Origin of the sequence: Lachnoanaerobaculum orale, assembly GCF_003862485.1 — a bacterium.
In the GTDB taxonomy this organism is placed as follows: domain Bacteria; phylum Bacillota; class Clostridia; order Lachnospirales; family Lachnospiraceae; genus Lachnoanaerobaculum; species Lachnoanaerobaculum orale.
Window position 1 is genome coordinate 1,417,974 of record NZ_RRCM01000001.1, and the last position, 19,681, is coordinate 1,437,654.

14 protein-coding genes are annotated in these 19,681 nt (G+C 37.8%); 1 reads left to right on the forward strand and 13 read right to left on the reverse strand.

Annotated elements, in window-relative coordinates; translation table 11 throughout:
- Positions 1-43: 43 nt before the first annotated feature.
- The 5 genes from asd to EHW90_RS06800 all read right to left on the reverse strand — a co-directional run bounded on the left by asd (position 44) and on the right by EHW90_RS06800 (position 8,608).
- Entirely contained in the window at positions 44-1,129 is a 1,086-nt protein-coding gene (asd, locus tag EHW90_RS06780; protein ID WP_009445424.1) for an aspartate-semialdehyde dehydrogenase, read from the reverse strand.
- A 168-nt stretch (positions 1,130-1,297) separates the two neighbouring features.
- On the reverse strand, positions 1,298-3,535 hold the full coding sequence (locus tag EHW90_RS06785; RefSeq protein WP_124952114.1) for a DNA gyrase/topoisomerase IV subunit A: 2,238 nt from the start codon (positions 3,533-3,535) through the stop codon (positions 1,298-1,300).
- An 8-nt stretch (positions 3,536-3,543) separates the two neighbouring features.
- Positions 3,544-5,457, reverse strand: coding sequence for a DNA gyrase/topoisomerase IV subunit B (locus tag EHW90_RS06790; RefSeq protein ID WP_124952115.1), 1,914 nt, complete (start codon positions 5,455-5,457; stop codon positions 3,544-3,546).
- Between the two features lie 65 nt (positions 5,458-5,522).
- A complete protein-coding gene (rho, locus tag EHW90_RS06795; protein WP_124952116.1) occupies positions 5,523-7,280 on the reverse strand; it encodes a transcription termination factor Rho in 1,758 nt (585 codons plus the stop codon).
- Between the two features lie 5 nt (positions 7,281-7,285).
- The gene (locus EHW90_RS06800; protein ID WP_124952117.1) at positions 7,286-8,608 is read right to left on the reverse strand and encodes a replication-associated recombination protein A; all 1,323 of its coding nucleotides are present in this window, start codon (positions 8,606-8,608) and stop codon (positions 7,286-7,288) included.
- Positions 8,609-8,734: 126 nt separating this feature from the next.
- Between EHW90_RS06800 and EHW90_RS06805 the strand changes: the two genes are divergently transcribed.
- Positions 8,735-9,901, forward strand: coding sequence for an MFS transporter (locus EHW90_RS06805; protein WP_124952118.1), 1,167 nt, complete (start codon positions 8,735-8,737; stop codon positions 9,899-9,901).
- A 39-nt stretch (positions 9,902-9,940) separates the two neighbouring features.
- Here the strand turns inward: EHW90_RS06805 and fba are convergent, their stop codons facing one another.
- The 8 genes from fba to EHW90_RS06845 form a co-directional block, all read right to left on the reverse strand.
- Positions 9,941-10,804 carry a class II fructose-1,6-bisphosphate aldolase gene (fba, locus tag EHW90_RS06810; RefSeq protein ID WP_124952119.1) on the reverse strand — a complete coding sequence of 288 codons (864 nt, stop codon included), beginning with the start codon at positions 10,802-10,804 and terminating at the stop codon, positions 9,941-9,943.
- A gap of 2 nt (positions 10,805-10,806) precedes the next feature.
- Positions 10,807-12,306 carry a threonine synthase gene (thrC, locus tag EHW90_RS06815; RefSeq protein WP_124952120.1) on the reverse strand — a complete coding sequence of 500 codons (1,500 nt, stop codon included), beginning with the start codon at positions 12,304-12,306 and terminating at the stop codon, positions 10,807-10,809.
- A 75-nt stretch (positions 12,307-12,381) separates the two neighbouring features.
- Positions 12,382-13,653, reverse strand: coding sequence for a zinc ribbon domain-containing protein (locus EHW90_RS06820; protein ID WP_124952121.1), 1,272 nt, complete (start codon positions 13,651-13,653; stop codon positions 12,382-12,384).
- On the reverse strand, positions 13,634-14,509 hold the full coding sequence (locus EHW90_RS06825) for an ABC transporter permease (protein WP_124952122.1): 876 nt from the start codon (positions 14,507-14,509) through the stop codon (positions 13,634-13,636). Before EHW90_RS06825 ends, EHW90_RS06820 begins: the two co-directional genes overlap by 20 nt.
- Positions 14,499-15,449, reverse strand: a complete 951-nt coding sequence (locus EHW90_RS06830) for an ABC transporter ATP-binding protein (RefSeq protein ID WP_009445412.1) — start codon at positions 15,447-15,449, stop codon at positions 14,499-14,501. The genes EHW90_RS06825 and EHW90_RS06830 overlap by 11 nt, the downstream gene beginning before the upstream one ends.
- On the reverse strand, positions 15,450-17,888 hold the full coding sequence (locus EHW90_RS06835) for a hypothetical protein (protein ID WP_124952123.1): 2,439 nt from the start codon (positions 17,886-17,888) through the stop codon (positions 15,450-15,452).
- Positions 17,854-18,987: a sensor histidine kinase gene (locus EHW90_RS06840; RefSeq protein ID WP_060932252.1), complete on the reverse strand. Its 1,134-nt coding sequence runs from the start codon at positions 18,985-18,987 to the stop codon at positions 17,854-17,856. Before EHW90_RS06840 ends, EHW90_RS06835 begins: the two co-directional genes overlap by 35 nt.
- The gene (locus EHW90_RS06845; protein ID WP_009445409.1) at positions 18,977-19,681 is read right to left on the reverse strand and encodes a response regulator transcription factor; all 705 of its coding nucleotides are present in this window, start codon (positions 19,679-19,681) and stop codon (positions 18,977-18,979) included. Before EHW90_RS06845 ends, EHW90_RS06840 begins: the two co-directional genes overlap by 11 nt.

Consider the following 19,681-nt stretch of genomic DNA (forward strand, 5'->3'; position numbering starts at 1 on the left):
AGGCATCTGCCATGCAAATGCCTTTGATAGAATATTCAAAAAATTATTTTGCCTGTATAAAGTTCTTTGCTGTCAAGTACTCCGCACAAAGAAGGGCACCGCCTGCAGCACCTCTTAGAGTGTTGTGTGAAAGTCCGATGAACTTATAGTCATAGATTGTATCTTCTCTGAGTCTGCCAACAGAAACTCCCATACCGTTCTCAAAGTCCACATCAAGTGAAACCTGAGGTCTGTTATCCTCTGTAAGATACTGTATGAACTGCTTAGGTGCGGACGGAAGATTAAGCTCTTGCGGCTCACCCTTATACTCTACAAGCTTCTTTATAAGCTCTTCTTTCGAAGGCTTATTTTTGAATCTTACAAATACCGCAGCTGTATGTCCGTTAAGTACAGGTACTCTGACACACTGGCAAGTAATCTTCGGTGAAGTTGCAGGAACAATCTCGTCACCTTCAATATGTCCCCATATTCTAAGAGGCTCTTTCTCACTCTTTTCTTCCTCACCACCGATAAAAGGAATGATATTTCCCTCCATCTCAGGCCAATCCTTGAAAGTCTTTCCGGCACCTGATATAGCCTGATATGTTGTAACAACAACCTCCTCAGGTTCAAACTCCTTCCATGCGTTAAGTACAGGAGCATAACTTTGTATAGAACAGTTAGGCTTAACTGCGATAAATCCTCTCTTGGTTCCAAGTCTCTTCTTTTGTGACTCGATAATTGCAAAATGCTCAGGATTTATCTCAGGTACAACCATCGGTACATCCTTTGTCCAACGGTGTGCGGAGTTGTTTGAAACTACAGGAGTCTCAGTCTTTGCATATGCCTCCTCAATAGCCTTTATCTCATCCTTAGTCATATCTACAGCTGAGAATACAAAATCCACTTCCTTTGCTACAGCATCTACATCATTTACATTCATAACTATAAGGTCTTTGTAAGCCTCAGGCATAGGTGTAGTCATTTTCCAACGACCGCCTACAGCATCCTCATATCTCTTGCCGGCACTGTTCGGGCTGGCTGCAACAACTACCACCTCATACCAAGGGTGATTTTCAAGTAATGATAAAAATCTCTGTCCTACCATACCTGTAGCACCGAGAACACCTACTTTTAATTTTCTATCCATAACATTTCTCCATATCTATCTGTATTTTGTAACAGCCATTCAAAACTTTTGAACAACTTTTTTAACTGCATGCAATCATAGTACAACACGAATAATATTTCAAGCACTTTTTCGCAATACACGCACATTTGTACGTTACACAAAGACAATTGTTTTAAAATGTTTTATTTACTTGATTTTTTGTCCCTTATATCCCCTGTGACTGAGCCTTACTTTTGAAAGGTTTACTTCCTTTCCGTTCACATTTCCGATACCTGTTTCAGATAATATGTACAGATTTTCTACAAACTCATTGTAACCCAAAGTTATGGCCTTCTCTCCTCTTGTACTCTTTTTAAATTCATTGACCTCGGAGACATTAAACTTAAGTATATAGCCTGCACTGCTTGATACACATATATCCGTCTTAATTCTTGCATCAAGGAGCTTTACACCCACCAAAATATCATCATCATTAAGCTTGGTGGAAGCCACCTGTTTGTTGTTTGTCTTAAATTCGCTTGATGACACCTTCTTTATATAGCCGTTTTTGGTAAGCATCAAAATATAAGATCCCTGCATACTGTCTTCACTTAAAGCTAAAAGTATCTCTTCACTGCCGCTGTCAAACTTTGTCAGATTGTCAACAGGTACTCCCTTATCTCTAAGCTTTGACATAGGTAAATCCATTGCCTTTATTTTATATAAAATACCCTTATTTGAAAAAATACATACTTTATCTGTATTCATAATCGGGAATACGTACTTATTCTCAGTCTCTATATTCTCGGCATTCTTATCAAATGTGCCCCTGTCCAAAAGCTTACAGTATCCGAACTTATCCATAACAAAGATCACTTCTTCACTGGCAACTTCCTCCTCAACATATACGGCTTCCTTGGCGTCTTCAATATGAGTTCTTCTCTTTAATGCAAACTCTTTTTTGATTTTTTCAAGGTCCTTTATAAAGAGTTTATCCATATTTTTGTGATTTTTCAAAATATTCTCATATTCCGCTATATTCTTAAGAGTAGTCTCATTGTCCTTTAAAAGAGCTTCTATCTCGAGACCTATAAGCTTATAAAGCCTCATATCAAGTATTGCCTGTGCCTGTTTTTCAGTAAATGAGAGCTTCTTTGCATCTTTTTCAAGTGACTTTACCTTAAATGTGATACCTGTAGTATCACCGCTTGTCAGACATTTTTTTGCCTGAGCCAAATTTTTGGAACCACGAAGTATGGCAATTATCAAGTCAATTACATCTACAGCCTTTATAAGACCCTCTTGAATTTCCTTTTTCTCAAGCTCCTTATTAAGAAGAATGTTATACTTTTTTGTAGTAATCTCATACTGAAACTCAATATAATTTTTTAAGATATCTCTAAGTGATAAAATCTCAGGTCTGCCGTCGACTATTGCCAGCATATTTACACCGAAAGTATCTTCAAGCTTGGTCTTTTTGTAAAGAATATTTTTTATCTTTTCAATATCCGCATCTTTTTTCAGTTCCAAAACTATTCTGGTACCGTTCTTATCGGATTGGTTGCTGATATCCACCACATCACCAAGCTTCTTATTCTCCACCAGATTGGCTACATCCACCAAAAATTTATTTATTCCGCTGCCTATCATAGTATACGGAATCTCTGAGACTATAAGCTTGTCCTTGTCACTTTTTCTTCTTCCAAGCTCTACTTCTATCTTACCTCTAAGCTTTAACTTACCGTTTCCCGTATTGTATATTTCTGGCAAATCCTTTTTATTTGCAATAATACCGCCTGTAGGAAAATCCGGTCCGTGTAAGATATCAAGTAACTTTTTTGTGTCTATATCCCTGTTTTTTATATAGGCAATGCAGGTATCACAAACTTCGGCCAGATTGTGTGTGGGTATGGATGTTGACATTCCGACGGCAATACCTTCCGCACCGTTTATCAAAAGATTCGGCACCCTGACAGGCAGTACTTGCGGCTCTTTTTCAGTCTCATCATAGTTTGAAACAAACTCCACAGTCTTATCAAGGTCTTTTAAATACACCTCTTCTGTAAACTTTGCAAGCTTTGCCTCGGTATATCTCATGGCCGCCGCACCGTCACCTTCAATAGAGCCGAAGTTTCCGTGTCCGTCAATCAAAGCCATGCCCTTTTTGAAGTCCTGACTGAGTACTACCAAGGTCTCGTATATTGAGCTGTCTCCATGCGGATGATATTTACCCATTGTATCTCCGACTATTCTGGCGGACTTACGATGAGGCCTGTCACTGAATATCCTAAGTTCACTCATATCATAGAGAACTCTTCTTTGTACAGGCTTTAACCCGTCTCTTGCATCAGGTATCGCCCTTGCAGTGATAACACTCATAGAATAATCCAAATAGGACTTTTGCATCTCCTCCGAATATTCCGTTCTCAATATTTTCTCAGCCATATACCCTCCTATGCATCAATCACGGCTTCTCTTGCGTGTTCATGTATAAAATTCCTTCTTGGGGCCACATCCGAGCCCATCAAAAGTTCCGTCACTTCACTTGCAAGCCTTGCATCTTCAATCTCCACCTTCTTTAACACCCTTCTTTCAGGGTCGAGCGTAGTCTCCCAAAGCTGTTCGGCATCCATCTCACCGAGACCTTTATACCTTTGCAGTGTAAAGTTTTCCTTGTGCTTTTTCCTATAGTCTTCAAGTGCCTTTTCATCGTAGAGATAAATTCCCTCTCCTTTTTTCGGTACCACCTTAAAAAGCGGCGGCATTGCAATGTATACATGTCCGTCATATATAAGCTCAGGCATAAATCTGTACAGGAATGTCAAAAGCAGTGTATCAATATGACTTCCGTCCACATCAGCATCAGTCATAAGTATTATCTTGTCATAGCGAAGCTTTGATATATCAAAGTCATTTCCGTATCCTTCAGAAAATCCGCATCCGAAAGTATTTATCATGGTCTTAATCTCGGCATTTGCAAGTACTTTATCAATGGATGCCTTTTCCACATTCAAAATCTTACCTCTGATAGGTAGGATAGCCTGAAAGTTTCTGTTTCTGGCAGTCTTTGCCGAACCTCCGGCGGAATCACCCTCTACAATAAATATCTCACATTTACTCGGGTCCTTTGATTCACAGTTTGCAAGCTTACCGTTTGACTCAAAAGAAAATTTTGACTTTGTGAGCATATTTGTTTTGGCTCTTTCCTCGGCCTTTCTTATCTTTGCGGACTTCTCGGCACATGAAATAATAGCCTTTATAACATCCACATTTCTGTCAAAATATCTTGTAAGCTCATCTCCTGTCACGGTAAGTACGGCTCTGGTTGCGTCCGCCGAGGCCAGCTTGGTCTTTGTCTGTCCTTCAAACATAGGGTTCGGATGCTTGATACTTACTATTGCGGTCATACCGTTTCTTGTATCCGCTCCTGTAAAGTTGCTGTCCTTATCCTTAAGTATTCCAAGTTCTCTGGCATATGTATTTACAAGTCCTGTAAACTTGGTCTTAAATCCGGCTATATGTGTTCCGCCCTCCTGAGTAAATATATTGTTACAAAATCCGAGTATATTCTCCTCAAAGGCATCCACAAACTGTATAGCCGCCTCAACCTCGATATTATCACATACACCCTTATATGATATAGGTGCATGCATCACCTCTTTACCCTTGTTTAGTTCCTTGACATATGCCACAATGCCCTCAGGCTCATGGTATGTCTTTTCCTCATGCTCATTTTCTCTGTTATTGACAAAATGCAGTATAAGTCCCGGGTTTAAATATGCACTCTCATGCATCCTTGACTTTAACCAGTCGGCTCTAAACCTTGTTACTTCAAATATAGTATCATCAGGTAAAAATGTTATCTCTGTACCGGTCTCTCTTGTTTTTCCTATAGTAGGCAAAAGACCGTTTTTTAACTCGATTACAGGTACACCCTTTTCATATCTGTCGTGATGTATATAACCGTCACGATATACCTTTATATCCAAAAAATTTGACAGTGCATTGACTACAGATGAACCTACTCCATGCAATCCTCCGCTTGTCTTATAAGATTCATTGTCAAACTTTCCGCCTGCATGTAGTGTGGACAGTACAACTCGCTCTGCCGAAATACCCTTTTGATGCATCTCAACCGGTATTCCTCTACCGTCATCCTTTACAGTGCAGGAGCCGTCCGCATTCAAAGTCACCCATATATTTTTACAATATCCTGCCAAATGTTCATCAATGGAGTTGTCCATTATTTCATATATGAGATGATTGAGTCCCTTTACACCTACACCGCCAATATACATTCCCGGTCTTACTCTGACCGCTTCAAGTCCCTCAAGTACTGTAATACTGCCTGCATTATAGTCCTTCATAAAACCTCTCTTTTACAAAAATGTAACAGTCCGGCAATGCCAAACTGTTACATAAAATCTATATCTTATTCTTCCATATGTGCAATAACATCTTCAACAAGTTCTTCATTGTTATCTGTGGAGTCGAACTTCTGTATAATCTGCTCCGCACTGTCTTCCGGTCTCATATTTTCAGTAGCTTTTCTCATCGCGTTTACAGCCAAAGCCTCTCTCTCGCTGAGAAGTAAATCGTCTCTTCTTGTGGAGCTCTTTAATACATCAATTGCCGGGAATATTCTCTTTTCGGAAAGCTTTCTGTTGAGTACTATCTCCATATTTCCGGTTCCCTTGAACTCCTCAAAGACTACATCATCCATTCTGCTGCCTGTATCTACAAGTGCCGTAGCCAGTATTGTCAGGCTGCCGCCCTCCCTTATATTTCTTGCAGCTCCGAAGAAACGCTTAGGCATATGAAGCGCAGCAGGATCAAGTCCGCCTGAAAGTGTTCTGCCGCTCGGTGCAACTGTAAGGTTATATGCTCTTGCAAGTCTTGTAATGGAATCAAGAAGTATCATTACGTCCTTTCCCTGCTCTACAAGTCTCTTTGCTCTTTCTATAACCATCTCAGATACTCTCTTATGTCTTTCAGGTACCTCGTCAAATGTAGAGTATATAACCTCGACATTGTCACCTACAATAGCCTCTTTAATATCTGTAACCTCTTCAGGTCTCTCATCGATAAGTACAATCATAAGATGCATATCCTTCTCATTGGCTATAATGGACTTTGCAATCTCTTTTAAAAGTGTTGTCTTTCCGGCCTTAGGCTGTGCAACTATCATACCTCTTTGTCCCTTGCCTATAGGTGCAAGCAAATCTACTATTCTCATAGCCTTGGATTTGGTTTCATTAGTTGCAAGATGTATTCTGACATCCGGGAATACAGGTGTCAAATCTTCAAAATTCGGCCTATCTCCCAACTCATCGGCAGGTGTTGAGTTCACCGTATTTATATAAAGAAGTGCCGCAAATTTCTCTGTAGATGTCTTTATCTTCTTCATTCCGGACACAACATCTCCTGTTCTCAGTCCGAACTTCTTTATCTGTGCAGGTGAAACATATACGTCATTGTCACCCGGCAGGAAATTCTCACATCTGATAAATCCGAAACCGTCAGGCATGATTTCAAGTATTCCCTCAGCTATCTCACCCGACTCAAGTTCTCTCATATCTGTAGTGTAATCTCTGTCCCTTTGGTATCTGTTGTACTGGTCGTAGAAATCATTTCTGTAACCCTGCTGATTTTGATATTGATTTTGGTACTGATTACTTCCGTATTGATTTTGATACTGATTTGAATACTGGTTGTTATACTGATTGCCGTACTGATTTTGGTTGTTGTAATAATTAGGTGTATTTCCCTGATTATTACCCTGCTGATTGTTATATCTTTGCTGATATGAATTGTTATATCCTGTTGTTCTGTTTTGATTCATAACATTATTCCTCTGTGTGCTATGATATGTGTTCCTGTTCTGATTTGAATATCCGGACTGGTTTGCATAGCCGCCTTGATTTGAATAATTATTTTGAGATGAATAGTTATTCTGGTTTTGATAACCGTTCTGGCTCTGATAATTATCTCTTTGATAAGAATTCTCTCTAGTCGCCACTTCAGACGAACCTCCTTCGCTTTTTGCTATCGGTTTATTCTGATTTTCAGAAAACTCAACTAATAAATCTATTAAGTTTGCTTTATTTAAATTGCTTACTCCTTTAAATCCCTGTTCTCTTGCAATTTCTTTCAACTGTACTAATGATAAAGTTTGTAACTTCTCCTTCATAATTGTCAACTTTCTTTTCTTATTTTTTCTAAATATTCTTTGATGTTTTTTTCAAAACCCATATCTGTCAGATTTAAAAAGACCGAATCTTTTATTTCATCCGGTAAATATTGCTGTTTTACATAATGATTTTTATAATCATGTGCATACTTATATCCCACACCTGTTCCTAAATCTTTTTCACCCTCATAGTTTGCATTTCTGATATGTTTCGGTACATCATAATCAACATTTTCCTGTACAAACTTCAGTGCCGCATTTATAGCCAGGTAGGATGCATTTGATTTAGGTGCACAGGCAACATAATTTGCCGCCTCAGCCAAAATAATCCTTGCTTCAGGCATTCCCACTCTTTCCACCGCCAAAAAAGCGTTGGTTGCAACACATAGTGCATTTGCATCAGCCAAACCCACATCCTCAGCTGCACATATGACTATTCGTCTGGCAATAAACTTTATATCTTCCCCTGCATAGAGCATTTTTGCCAAATAGTACATGGTCGCATCAGGATCCGAGCCCCTCATACTCTTTATAAATGCGGAAATCGTGTCATAGTGACCGTTTCCGTCCTTATCATATTTTAAAACCTTTTTCTGAATACATTCACTGATAATATTTATATCTATATGAATTTTACCGTCTGTTGAAATATCCGTTGTAAGAATCGCCAATTCTAACGCATTTAATGCACTTCTGGCATCTCCGTCCGCGTTTCTGGAAATAAATTCTATAGCATCTTCGGAAATATCTAACTCATATTTTCCCATCCCTCTTTCTTTATCTTTTATTGCCTTATTTAAAATTGATTCTATATCACTATATGAAAGCGACTTTAATTCCAATACTCTTGACCTTGAAATCAAAGCCTTATTAACTTCAAAAAACGGGTTCTCCGTTGTCGCACCGATAAGTATTATTGTACCATCTTCTACAAAGGGTAACAAGTAGTCTTGTTGAGATTTATTAAATCTGTGAATTTCATCAATAAACAAAATAGTCTTTTTCTTATACATAGAAAATGATACTTTAGCTTCTGAGATTGCCTCTTCCATCTCCTTTTTTCCGGCTGTGGTGGCATTGATTTGCTTAAAATTTGACTTGGTGGTATTTGCAATGACCTTTGCTATCGTTGTCTTTCCACATCCCGGGGGACCAAAGAATATAATTGAACTCAGTTTATCAGCCTTTATCGCTCTATATAAGAATTTATCCTTGCCTAAAATATGTTCCTGCCCTACTATCATATCCAAAGAATCAGGTCTTAACCTTGAAGCCAACGGGGCACTCTCCTTTTCGTTAACTTCTTTCATATAATCAAATAAGTCCATACTATCTCCATACAGGTTATCTACTTTACTTTACCACATTTTTTTGATTTGTCAAATATATTCTTATTATTTTATAGAATATTATGCTAAAATATACTATTATATCATTTTTATTGAGGTCAATTTATGGAAAAGAAAAGAGAACGGATTTTTTTCAGATGTTGTATCGGTTATTTTTTCAGCGGAACGGCAACTCTTATTATAGGTGCCGTAATTCCTCACCTTATGAAAGAAATAGGACTTAATTATATCGGTGCAGGCGGTATTCTGACATTTTTTTATATAGGTAATTTTTGCGGAAGCTTTTTATATACGGCTTTGTCTGCAAAATTAGGGGATAAAGCTACCATAACCTTTATGACATTCCTATCCGTACTAAGTTTTGTCACTTTGATTACCACGCCTCCGCTGATTATAATAAATATCAGTGTGCTCATTTTAGGGCTTACAAAGGGTTCCATCACTCTTTTTAACAATTACTATGTCAACAATATGTATGAAAATCCGGCACCGAAAAGTTCCGTACTTAATGCAATGTTTGCCGTAGGTGCCTTTATATCGCCTTTTCTGCTTTCATCCATTCTTCTTATCGGATTGAACTGGAGATATATTCTTGTACTTATAGCAATAGTTGCGCTCTTTGTTACGGCGAACTTTTTTACTGCCGACAAAGATACTCTGAAGTTTTACAAGATGCATGCAAAAAATACCGCAAATACGGCATCAAAATCTCAGATATCTTTTTTGTATAATAAGGATTTTTATATCAATGTATTATTGTTATTTTTCTATCTCGGGTTTGAATACAGTATCAACGGATGGTTTATCACATATCTGAAGGATACCGGAATTATGAGCATTTCACTGGCTACTACAATGGTTTCCGTCACTTGGATTGCCATATTGATATCAAGACTTTTTGTAGCAAAGCTAAGTCAAAAAGTCTCATCAAAAAAGATAACGGCCTTTGACTCATTCGGTTTGGTTGTATGCTTTTGCCTGCTTATTGCCACAAAAAACATATTTGTTATAGTTATATCACTGTTTTTGCTGGGCCTCTTTATGGCACCTGTGTTTCCTCTTGTATATGCCATATCAAAAAGCTCATTGCAAGGCTCAGCTTTTGCTATGACTGTATTTACGGCACTTACATCTATGGGAGGTATACTCACACCGTATGTTATAGGAGTGATATCAAACAACTTCAGTATAAATACCGCAATATTGACACTTATATTCAATGCGGTACTTATCTTTATACTTTCTTTTTTGAGTTATAAAAAATCATATTAAAACAGGGCAGCCGTTTTAGCGGCTGCCCCTTAATTATTCTCAAGCTTTATTTGCTGAACCGAAAAGTTCAATCTTTTCTCTTACAGTATCCTTTATAGCCTCTGCACCCGGTGCCAAAAGCTTTCTAGGATCAAATCCCTTACCCTCAAGGTCCTTACCTGCTTCAATGTACTTTCTTGTAGCATCTGCAAATGCAAGCTGGCACTCTGTATTTACATTGATCTTTGAAACGCCTAAAGTAATAGCCTTCTTTATCATGTCTGCAGGGATACCTGTACCGCCGTGAAGAACAAGCGGAAGTGTACCTGTCTTCTCCTGTACCTTTGCAAGTACGTCAAAGTTAAGTCCCGGCCAGTTTGCAGGATACTTACCGTGAATGTTTCCGATACCTGCTGCAAGGAAATCTACTCCAAGATCTGCAATCTTTTTGCACTCCTCAGGATCTGCAAACTCTCCGGCACCGATAATACCGTCTTCTTCACCGCCGATTGAACCTACTTCAGCCTCGATAGACATTCCGTTCTCATGTGCAAGCTTTACAAGCTCCTTGGTCTTTTCAATATTCTCTTCTATAGGAAGGTGTGAACCGTCAAACATAATTGAAGAAAAACCTGCTTCGATACACTTTTTGCATCCCTCATATGAACCGTGGTCAAGGTGAAGTGCTACAGGAACTGTAATTCCCATCTCCTCTATCATAGCCTTTACCATAGCGGCTACTGTCTTATAACCTGTCATATATTTTCCGGCACCCTCTGAAACTCCTAAGATTACCGGAGAGTTAAGCTCCTGTGCTACCGCCAAAATGGACTTTGTCCACTCAAGGTTGTTGATATTGAAATGACCTACTGCATAATGACCTGCTTTTGCCTTGTCAAGCATTTCCTTAGCTGTTACTAACATAATTACCTCCTGTTATTAAATAGAATATCCTCTACTTCTTTTTGCATATCTGCACTGTCACATTCTCTTGTATGTCTGACAGGTGCATCCTTTATCTCCAAGATTGCTCTCGGAATATCAGGTGCTCCCATCTCATGCAATTTGTCAATGACTTCAAAATCTCCCATCTTTTGCTTCTCGCCCAAGATTGCTTCAAGCACGCTGTCTGCAAACTTATACGGACTTGCTGTAGATGCTATGACTGTAGCGGTCATATCCTTTGTGGCATTTTTATAATCCTGATACACTGAGTATGCCACACCTGTATGTGTATCAATTATATAACCTGTACTGTCATACAGAGATTTTATGCCTGCAAAATTCTTCTTTTCGTCGGCATAACCGCCTACAAAGTCCTTCATAAAGTCCTTCATGGCAGGTGTTACGGTATACTTACCGCCTTTTGCCAACTCTTGCATAAGCTTCTTCACATATTCACCGTCACAGCCGCAACTTAAATAAATAAGTCTCTCAAGATTACTTGAAATAAGTATGTCCATAGACGGTGAAGAAGTCAGTATAAACTTCCTGTTCCTATCATATACCCCATTCTCAAAGAAATCAAATAAAACTTTATTTTCATTTGAAGCACATATAAGCTTATTCACAGGTAATCCCATCTGCTTTGCTATATACGCGGCCAAAATATTTCCGAAATTTCCTGTAGGAACACATACATCTATCTTCTCATTATCATCAATGTCGCCGTTTGCAAGAAGCTTTAAGTATGCATATACATAATATGCTATCTGTGGTACCAATCTACCTATATTTATAGAATTTGCACTTGAGAGCTGAATACCGCTTTCTTCCAGCTTCTTGGCAAACTCTTTATCTGCAAATATCTTCTTTACACCGCTTTGCGCATCGTCAAAGTTGCCGTGGATAGCCACCACATCGGTGTTGTCACCCTTTTGCGTAACCATCTGAAGTCTTTGCACATTGCTGACACCGTCCTTAGGATAAAAGACTATTATACCTGTGCCTTCAACATCACAAAAACCTGACATTGCGGCCTTACCTGTATCTCCGCTTGTGGCTGTAAGAATAACAATCTTATTCTTGATACCGTTTTTCTTTGCTGCCGTAGTAAGCAAATGCGGCAATATGGAAAGTGCCATATCCTTAAACGCTATGGTATCACCGTGGAAAAGCTCAAGAAAATATGCTCCGTCAGCCTTTACAAGCGGTGCAATCTCCTTTGTATCAAACTTATCGTCGTATGCCTTTTCTATACAATTCATAAGTTCTTCTTTTGTATAATCACTCAAAAGAAGCTTCATTACCTCATAGGCTGTTTCTTTATATCCCTTATGCATAAGCTCCTTAAATTTGAAATCAAACTTGGGAAACTTCTCAGGCATATAGAGTCCTCCGTCATCTGCAAGACCTTTTAAAATCGCATATGACGCGTCAACAACCTCTTGTCCACCCCTTGTACTTTTATATTTTATGACTTCCATAGTAAACTCCTGTTTTTTGATCGTTTAAACTATAACACATATATCAAAAATAATAAAGTTTATATTTTAATATCGTTATTTATTGCTTTGTATTCTCTCTCTTCCAATTACTCTTGTACCAAGATCTATATCCTTACAGTACTCTATCTTTTCCGCATAGTTGTTGTTGAAGTCAATCTGATTTACACCCCTGTTTATTACTGCCGAGGATGTCATATTGTAGTCCGATGTCACTTTAAATATATATATAACATATGCCGCTATACATCCTATCAAAGTGTATATAAACAGATTTGACTTCATATTATCGGTAAAATACAGCAGTGCCGTAATTATTGCAAATATCGGCAATATTGTAAAAAGTGCGGTAAGACATAACTTTGCCATATCAAGCGGCAACTTGCCCACCACCTTACCTGTCTGTCCGTTTACACTGAAAAAGTACTGCTTATCGCTGTCCTTATCATTATAAGATATCGCCCAAACCGGCAACATTGCATACTCAAAACTGCCTCTTTGTACTCTGAAGTCATTATTTACTATCCTTACCTTCTCACCGGTCATAGACTTATCCACAACCCTTGTAGAGTATTTGTATACATCATCTTCTATAGACGACATAAGCTCTTCTTTTTCAATATCCTTTTTTTCAGCTACAAATCCGCTAAGATAAGATGCATCAAATTTTACAGCCGTATTAAAGTCAAAAGGATAAACAGACTCTACCAAGACTTTATTCGACTTTGCAAGTGCAAGCTTCGGGAGATTCTTTACGATCACATCTCCCTTTCTTATAATTCTAAAATCCTTCCTGTAAGTTACCCTATAATCTCCTTCACTTCTTGTAAAGGTTCTGCTGCCTTCTCTGTCCAAATCCACAAATACTCTTGTGTTGTAAAGCCAATAAGGGAAATATACTCCGTTTATCTCTCCTATCTCTTTTTTATCATTGTAAAAGCTCTTCGGTACAAATTTCTTTTTCTTCATCCAGGCATCAAAAGACTCAAGTGCTTTCTTTTTGTCTACTTTAAAAGGTATTACCTTTGTAGGCATCTGCGAGCTTTCAAGCTTGCCTGTCAAAACTATAGGGTTGTTGCAGTAGTAGCAGGTAGTAGCTACAGTTGTCTCATCCGTAACTATATTTGCTCCACAGCTTGGGCAGTGGTATTCAACATAGTTACCGTTACCGCTTACCACCTCTTCATCTCTTTCAGACAAGCGTTCAAGCGATTTTACCTCATCCTCTGTATAAACCGTATTACAATATTCGCAATTGAACTTTCCAAGTGTTGCCGAATATTTTACAGGACCACCACAATTTTTACATTTATAAATTACTGTTGCCATATTTCCTCCAAGTCTTACCATGTGGTTTTATTTTTACTACAGATAATGCCAAAAAGATAACAGATAAGGATAAGTCCAAAAACATATTTATGTAAAACCAGTTATTGTACCAAAAGAGGCTTACCAACACATCCGAGCTGTCTTCACCCATAATCTTTGACAATAAGAAATCCATACTAACTAAAGGATTAAATAACAAAATAAACTTACTGACTTTTATAAAAACTATACTAAAAAAATTCTTATCATTCATATTGAATGAATTTGCTGCTAAAAAGTAAAGAACCAAAGTTCCAACAAAAAGTATAAGGACGGCCAAATAAAGCAATGCTGTTGCTATGCTTGTCTTCCTTGAAATACTTGAGCAAAAAATACCCATTGAAATCAAAAGTACTACGAACACAATAAAGTTTAGAGTAAGCTTTACAATATCTCCTACAGTTATACCGCCGTATAAAAAAAGTATAGCACTAATAGGCAGCTGTGACACCAAAATAATCATTATTGAAGCCATCAAGCTTAAAAACTTTCCTACCACAATGCTCTTTGCAGTCATCTTGGTAGTGAGAAGTATCTCTAACGTACCTCTATGTCTCTCATCACTTATAGCACCCGATATAAAACTCGGTCCTACAAATATAAGCAACACAACAGGTACAAATACCACTATCTTAAAGATTTGTAAAAAGGATGTATAGTCGATACTTGATGTCTTCCTTGCATAGTCCACCACTCCGTTCATCTCTATCAAGGTAAATCCCGCCACAATAAAGTTGAAAACTAAGATAGCTGTTGAAAGTCTCAAGCTTCTCGTACTTACTCTATGTTCCCTTTCATAAATAGGATTAATATTCATTGCTAAAAATCACACTTTCATTGGAATGATTGGTAACTTTGATGAAGAATGATTCCAAGCTGCCCGGCTCTCTTATAAACTCACTGACCAAAACATTATTTCTTACAAGGTCTTCAAGCAGTTTAGCTTCATCCAACTTCCTACCATCAAAGTATACCATAAAATAGCCATTATCTACAGATAAAATTCTAACTTTTTTATTATTTTTTAATATCTCAAGTGCTGAATTTTCATTGTTGAGTACCTTAATCTTTATCGGATTGGCACCCTCCACCTTATCAAGTATTTCTTCCACACTTCCCGATATTATTATCTTACCGCCTTCAATAATCCCTATATCCGTACAGATTTCGGAAACCTCGGATAAAATATGTGAGCTTAAAAGCACAGTCTTTCCTCCGCTGTTAAGTTCCTGCAAAAGCTCCTTTAATTCATATCTGGCTCTCGGATCAAGTCCGCTTGCAGGCTCATCCATGATAATAAGTGCCGGGTCATGTATAAGTGCTCTGGCGACACAAAGTTTTTGTTGCATTCCTCTTGAGAGTTCATTCAGATAAAAATCTTTTTTATCAGTCATTCCCACCTGTTCTAAAAGTATCTCAATCTTTTTTCTGGCTATATAGCCTGTAAGCCCATATGTAGAGGCAAAAAACACCATATATTCAAATACTGTCATATCGTCATATATTCCCAAAACATCAGGGACATACCCTACAGTTTCCTTTGCGCTTCTTTCTTCTTTAACTAAATTTACATTGTCAAAGAGTATTTCACCTCTGTCAGGCAACATAATTCCCGAAATCAACTTTATTGCTGTTGTCTTGCCTGCTCCGTTAGGCCCGACCAGACCGTAAAGTGCACCGTCAGGTATCGTTAAACTGAGATTTGACAATGCAATATGCCTTCCGTATGACTTACATAAGTTTTTTAATTCCAACATCTATTTTTCCACACCTAATACAGATATCATCGGCAGTGCCGTCTCCAAATCACTGTTTTCTATATTTGAATACCTCACTCTTATAGTGTTGGTATCCGACAGATATGTAAGCAGATCTATTATAGAAAACTCATTTTGGGAAATAAAATCAAAGTTTCCGGTTTTAAAATTATAAAGAGCGATATTTCCTTTAAACAGTTTTATTTTATCACTGTACCTTTGATTTGAGAAAACATCCGATATCTGTTCAAACTTTACTTCCTCAATATTTATATTATCCCCAAGAAAATATTCCAAAACTGTCGCATCACTGCTTTTTAGTGCATTGTCTATATACGAATAGTCTCCGCTTAATACTAAAGGCATCTTGAGAAGCGACTGTCTGTATACCTTTCCGTCCTCAATGGAGTTTACAGGTATAACAGATGTTAAAAGTGTCAACCCGCTTCCCTCCATAGTATTGCTAAAGAAGATAGGGTTTGACAACGGCACTTCCGAAAATGCAATTATTCTCGCATCCGCCGTATAACCGTTTGAATTTTCTTTCAGGTAAAATGATATAAAGTTTGATACATTCATAAGCTGCATATACTTTTCAGTATCAATTCCGTTTGCATTTCCGTTTTGATTTATTGTACTATACTTTTCCATACCTGTAATAAGTCTTGCGGTTATATCAAAGTTTGTCAGAGGTATGTTTATAAGCTCACAGTTGTCTATTTTCCTTGTCTCTCCCGCTTCAAAATCTCCCAGTATCGCAATCTTACCGTACAAAATCAGTGTAGCGTTCTTTACCTTGTAGTCGTAGTTATTTGTAATCTCCACATTAAGGTTTCCGTCAAAAAAATTGATTTCACCGGTAAAGCCTTCATTATTGAGGTTTTCAATCGTTTTATCCATTTTCCAAATATTTGATGAAAACGCACCGATATGATTTATATGCACATTCTTTGTAAACTCCGTATTATCAATAGTTATTGACGTATTTCTTTTGAGTTCTCTGTTGCTCTCACTCCCCTTTATATCTCTTATTATCGGAACAATAGAATAATTGGAGTCAACCACCACATCATAAGGCCTGTTATACGGGTTTCTCAGATTCACATAAGTAGACTCCGAAACGTCCGAGTCTCCGGCTTCATATACCGTCACATAATTATAAAAAGTTGTGGTAAACCTTGTTCTGCCGTTGTATATGAGTACTAAAGCAAAAAACAAAAAAGATATAAGCACCACAGCCTTCCTGTAGTAAATTGCAAGGCCGTAATCTCTCAGATAAATAAACAAAACAGGGCCTATTATCAATATATACGCTATTATTATAAGTGTATAAACAGGCATGGCCGGAAGCTTTTTTATTTCTGAGGAATTCAGTATAGGCTCCACATTCTGAAATGTGTTGTCGGATACTTCATACTGCTTTGCAAGTTTTTCAATTCTCTCATCTCCAAGCACACTTGACACTATATATCTGGCAAACTGTGTATTATCCTTGGCAAACTGTGACAAATCGCAAAAATCAAAGCCTGCAACGGCTATCAGTCCTCTTTGCTTATTTACAGAGGTTATAAGCGGAAAATCGCCGTCGGATATTATTACATTGCCGCCATGCAAATTTATATTGACAGTATCCAAATCTATCTGTTTGTCTTCATTGTTAAAGCTGAACTTGACTGTCCTCATGCTTGGTGCTTCATACATATCCTCCAAAAGCTCAGGTGCGTACCTTCCTATAGTATCGTCAGCCCTCTTGCCTGTACCGATAAGCAATACTCCGCCCTGCTTTATCCAATCCATCAGCGCTCGTGACTGCTCATTTGACAAATCTCTGATTCTGAAATTGCTGATAATTATCATATCCAACTGTTCAAGCCCTGAATATGATTTAGGAAAAGAGCCTGCCGCCAGATTGACAGTCTTCAGATTCATAAGTCCAAAATTTATTGCAACATCATTAAAATAGTTTATTTGGTTTTGGCTGTCACTTAAAAGCCCCACCAATAAATTGGACCTGTTTGCCTCCATATTCAAAGAAAGCACCTTTTTTTCAACCGTCTTTTTATCGGCATCTTTTAGAGATACTTCTATTGTATTCACATCATTGCTTATTCTGATATAATAATCTGATAACAGACTCTTCTGTGCATCCAAGCTTACATTGTACTCGTATGCATATCTCCTGTTGTCTTCTTCCGTAAATTCAACCGATATCTTCCCGTCAAATTTTTGTTCGGAGAAATTACTGTAAAATACATGAATAGGGAGGTATCTCCCTCCCTTTGCAATATTTCCGTAACCATAGCTTATATCCATGGTTATCTTATTATTCTCTTTATCTGCAGCAAAAGAATTGATATGAATACCTGCAATAAAACAAAAGAACAGCAATAAGAATACAAATATCCTATTCAAATCCTTTAAAATTTTCTCTTTCAACATCTAACTCCTTCGGCAATGTCACACTGAATACGGTTCCGCCAAGATCACTTGTGACCTCAATAACACCGTGATGCAATTCTGTAATATTCTTTGCTATTGCAAGTCCCAGGCCTGTTCCTCCCGTATTTGAGTTTCTGGCCTGATCCACCCTGTAAAACTTATCAAAGATCAGCGGCAATTCATTTTGAGGAATTACCTTTCCGTAATTTATCACCGCAATCTTTACTATCTTCTTTTCTGCGGTAATCTTAATATCAATCCTCTTTCCGTCGGCACCGTATTTTATGGCATTGTTTATCAGATTATCAAAAAGCCTTGCAAGCAAAGTACCGTCTCCGTCTATCACATATGAGTCGATATTTGTATTTACACTGCAGGTTATACCGCTTTTTTCAAAGTTCGGATAAAACTCTTCCATAAGTTGACATAACAGCTTTATAATATCTATCTTGTCCACCTTCAGCACAAGCTTTGAAGAGTTGGTCTTTGTAAAGCTGAACAGACTTTCTATCAAATCCTGCAGTTTTTTTGCCTTCTCATATACTATATTTATATATTCCTTTTTGGTATCCTCAGGTAAATCTCGCTTGTTTATCAAATCAAGATACCCCAGTATCGATGTAAGCGGAGTTCTCAAATCATGTGCAATATTGGTAATCATCTCGTTTTTGGACTTTTCGTTTTTTCGCTCACTGTCCATAAGAGACCTTAATTCTTTGGCCATCTTATTGATACTTGCAGCTATCTCCGAAAACTCGTTGTCACCCTTTACCGCAACATTGGTATTCAAGTCTCCTGCAGACATCTTTTTTATTGCATGAAGTATATCATCTATATATATAAATGATTTCCTTTGTAAACCCCAAAATGTTGCGGTAAACACACCTATACCGAAAATCACCAAAACAAGTATGACTACCAAATCACTTCCGCTTCCTCTTACCAAAAGAGTATCGTTTTCATGGTTTATTATATGTAATCCCGAAAAAACCGAAATATTGCTTACTACCAAGGTCTCTACCAAAATAGAAACCACCAGACTGAAGAGGATATTTACTATGACTTTAGTCTGAAATTTCTTTTCTAAATCATCTCTCAATTTTATATCCAACACCCCAAACAGTAGTTATAATCTTATTTTCTCTTGAATCTTCATTCATCTTTCCGCGAAGCCTTCTGATATGTACCATTACGGTATTGTTGGCTTCATATACCTTCTCATTCCACACTCTTTCAAATATATCGTCTGTAGAGAATACTTTTCCGGCATTGCTTGCAAGCAAATACAAAATATCAAACTCAATAGGCGTAAGCTTTACTTCATTACCGTCTATTATGACCTTGTGGTTTTCCTTGTTGATAACCATTCCCTTAAGTCTAATCTCATTAGGGTCCTCTTTTTCAACCACAGTACTGTTAGGATTCAGCTGAGTGTATCTGCGAAGCTGTGATTTCACTCTGGCTGTAAGCTCCAGAGTATTAAAAGGCTTTGTCACATAGTCGTCAGCCCCTGTTCCGAGACCAAGTATCTTATCAATGTCGGCACTCTTGGCACTGAGCAAGATAATAGGGAAATTGTGCTTTTCTCTTATTTTTTTGCACATTTCAAGTCCGTCCATACCCGGCATCATTATATCCAGTATTGCAAGATGAATCTCTTCTTTTTCTATTATAGCCAGTCCGTCTTCCGCATTATTTGCCTTAAAAACGGTATAGCCGTCACTTACCAGATATATCTCCACCAAATCAGCTATTTCTTTTTCATCATCTACCACTAAAATATTTATATCCAC

What these genes read in the sequence shown, in the direction of transcription:
- EHW90_RS06800 (WP_124952117.1), bottom strand. Translation starts at nt 8,608, where the DNA reads ATGGACTTATTTGATTATATGAAAGAAGTTAACGAAAAGGAGAGTGCC.
- EHW90_RS06790 (WP_124952115.1), bottom strand. Translation starts at nt 5,457, where the DNA reads ATGAAGGACTATAATGCAGGCAGTATTACAGTACTTGAGGGACTTGAA.
- EHW90_RS06820 (WP_124952121.1), bottom strand. Translation starts at nt 13,653, where the DNA reads ATGGCAACAGTAATTTATAAATGTAAAAATTGTGGTGGTCCTGTAAAA.
- thrC (WP_124952120.1), bottom strand. Translation starts at nt 12,306, where the DNA reads ATGGAAGTCATAAAATATAAAAGTACAAGGGGTGGACAAGAGGTTGTT.
- EHW90_RS06835 (WP_124952123.1), bottom strand. Translation starts at nt 17,888, where the DNA reads ATGTTGAAAGAGAAAATTTTAAAGGATTTGAATAGGATATTTGTATTC.
- EHW90_RS06805 (WP_124952118.1), top strand. Translation starts at nt 8,735, where the DNA reads ATGGAAAAGAAAAGAGAACGGATTTTTTTCAGATGTTGTATCGGTTAT.
- fba (WP_124952119.1), bottom strand. Translation starts at nt 10,804, where the DNA reads ATGTTAGTAACAGCTAAGGAAATGCTTGACAAGGCAAAAGCAGGTCAT.
- rho (WP_124952116.1), bottom strand. Translation starts at nt 7,280, where the DNA reads ATGAAGGAGAAGTTACAAACTTTATCATTAGTACAGTTGAAAGAAATT.
- asd (WP_009445424.1), bottom strand. Translation starts at nt 1,129, where the DNA reads ATGGATAGAAAATTAAAAGTAGGTGTTCTCGGTGCTACAGGTATGGTA.
- EHW90_RS06785 (WP_124952114.1), bottom strand. Translation starts at nt 3,535, where the DNA reads ATGGCTGAGAAAATATTGAGAACGGAATATTCGGAGGAGATGCAAAAG.
- EHW90_RS06825 (WP_124952122.1), bottom strand. Translation starts at nt 14,509, where the DNA reads ATGAATATTAATCCTATTTATGAAAGGGAACATAGAGTAAGTACGAGA.
- EHW90_RS06830 (WP_009445412.1), bottom strand. Translation starts at nt 15,449, where the DNA reads ATGTTGGAATTAAAAAACTTATGTAAGTCATACGGAAGGCATATTGCA.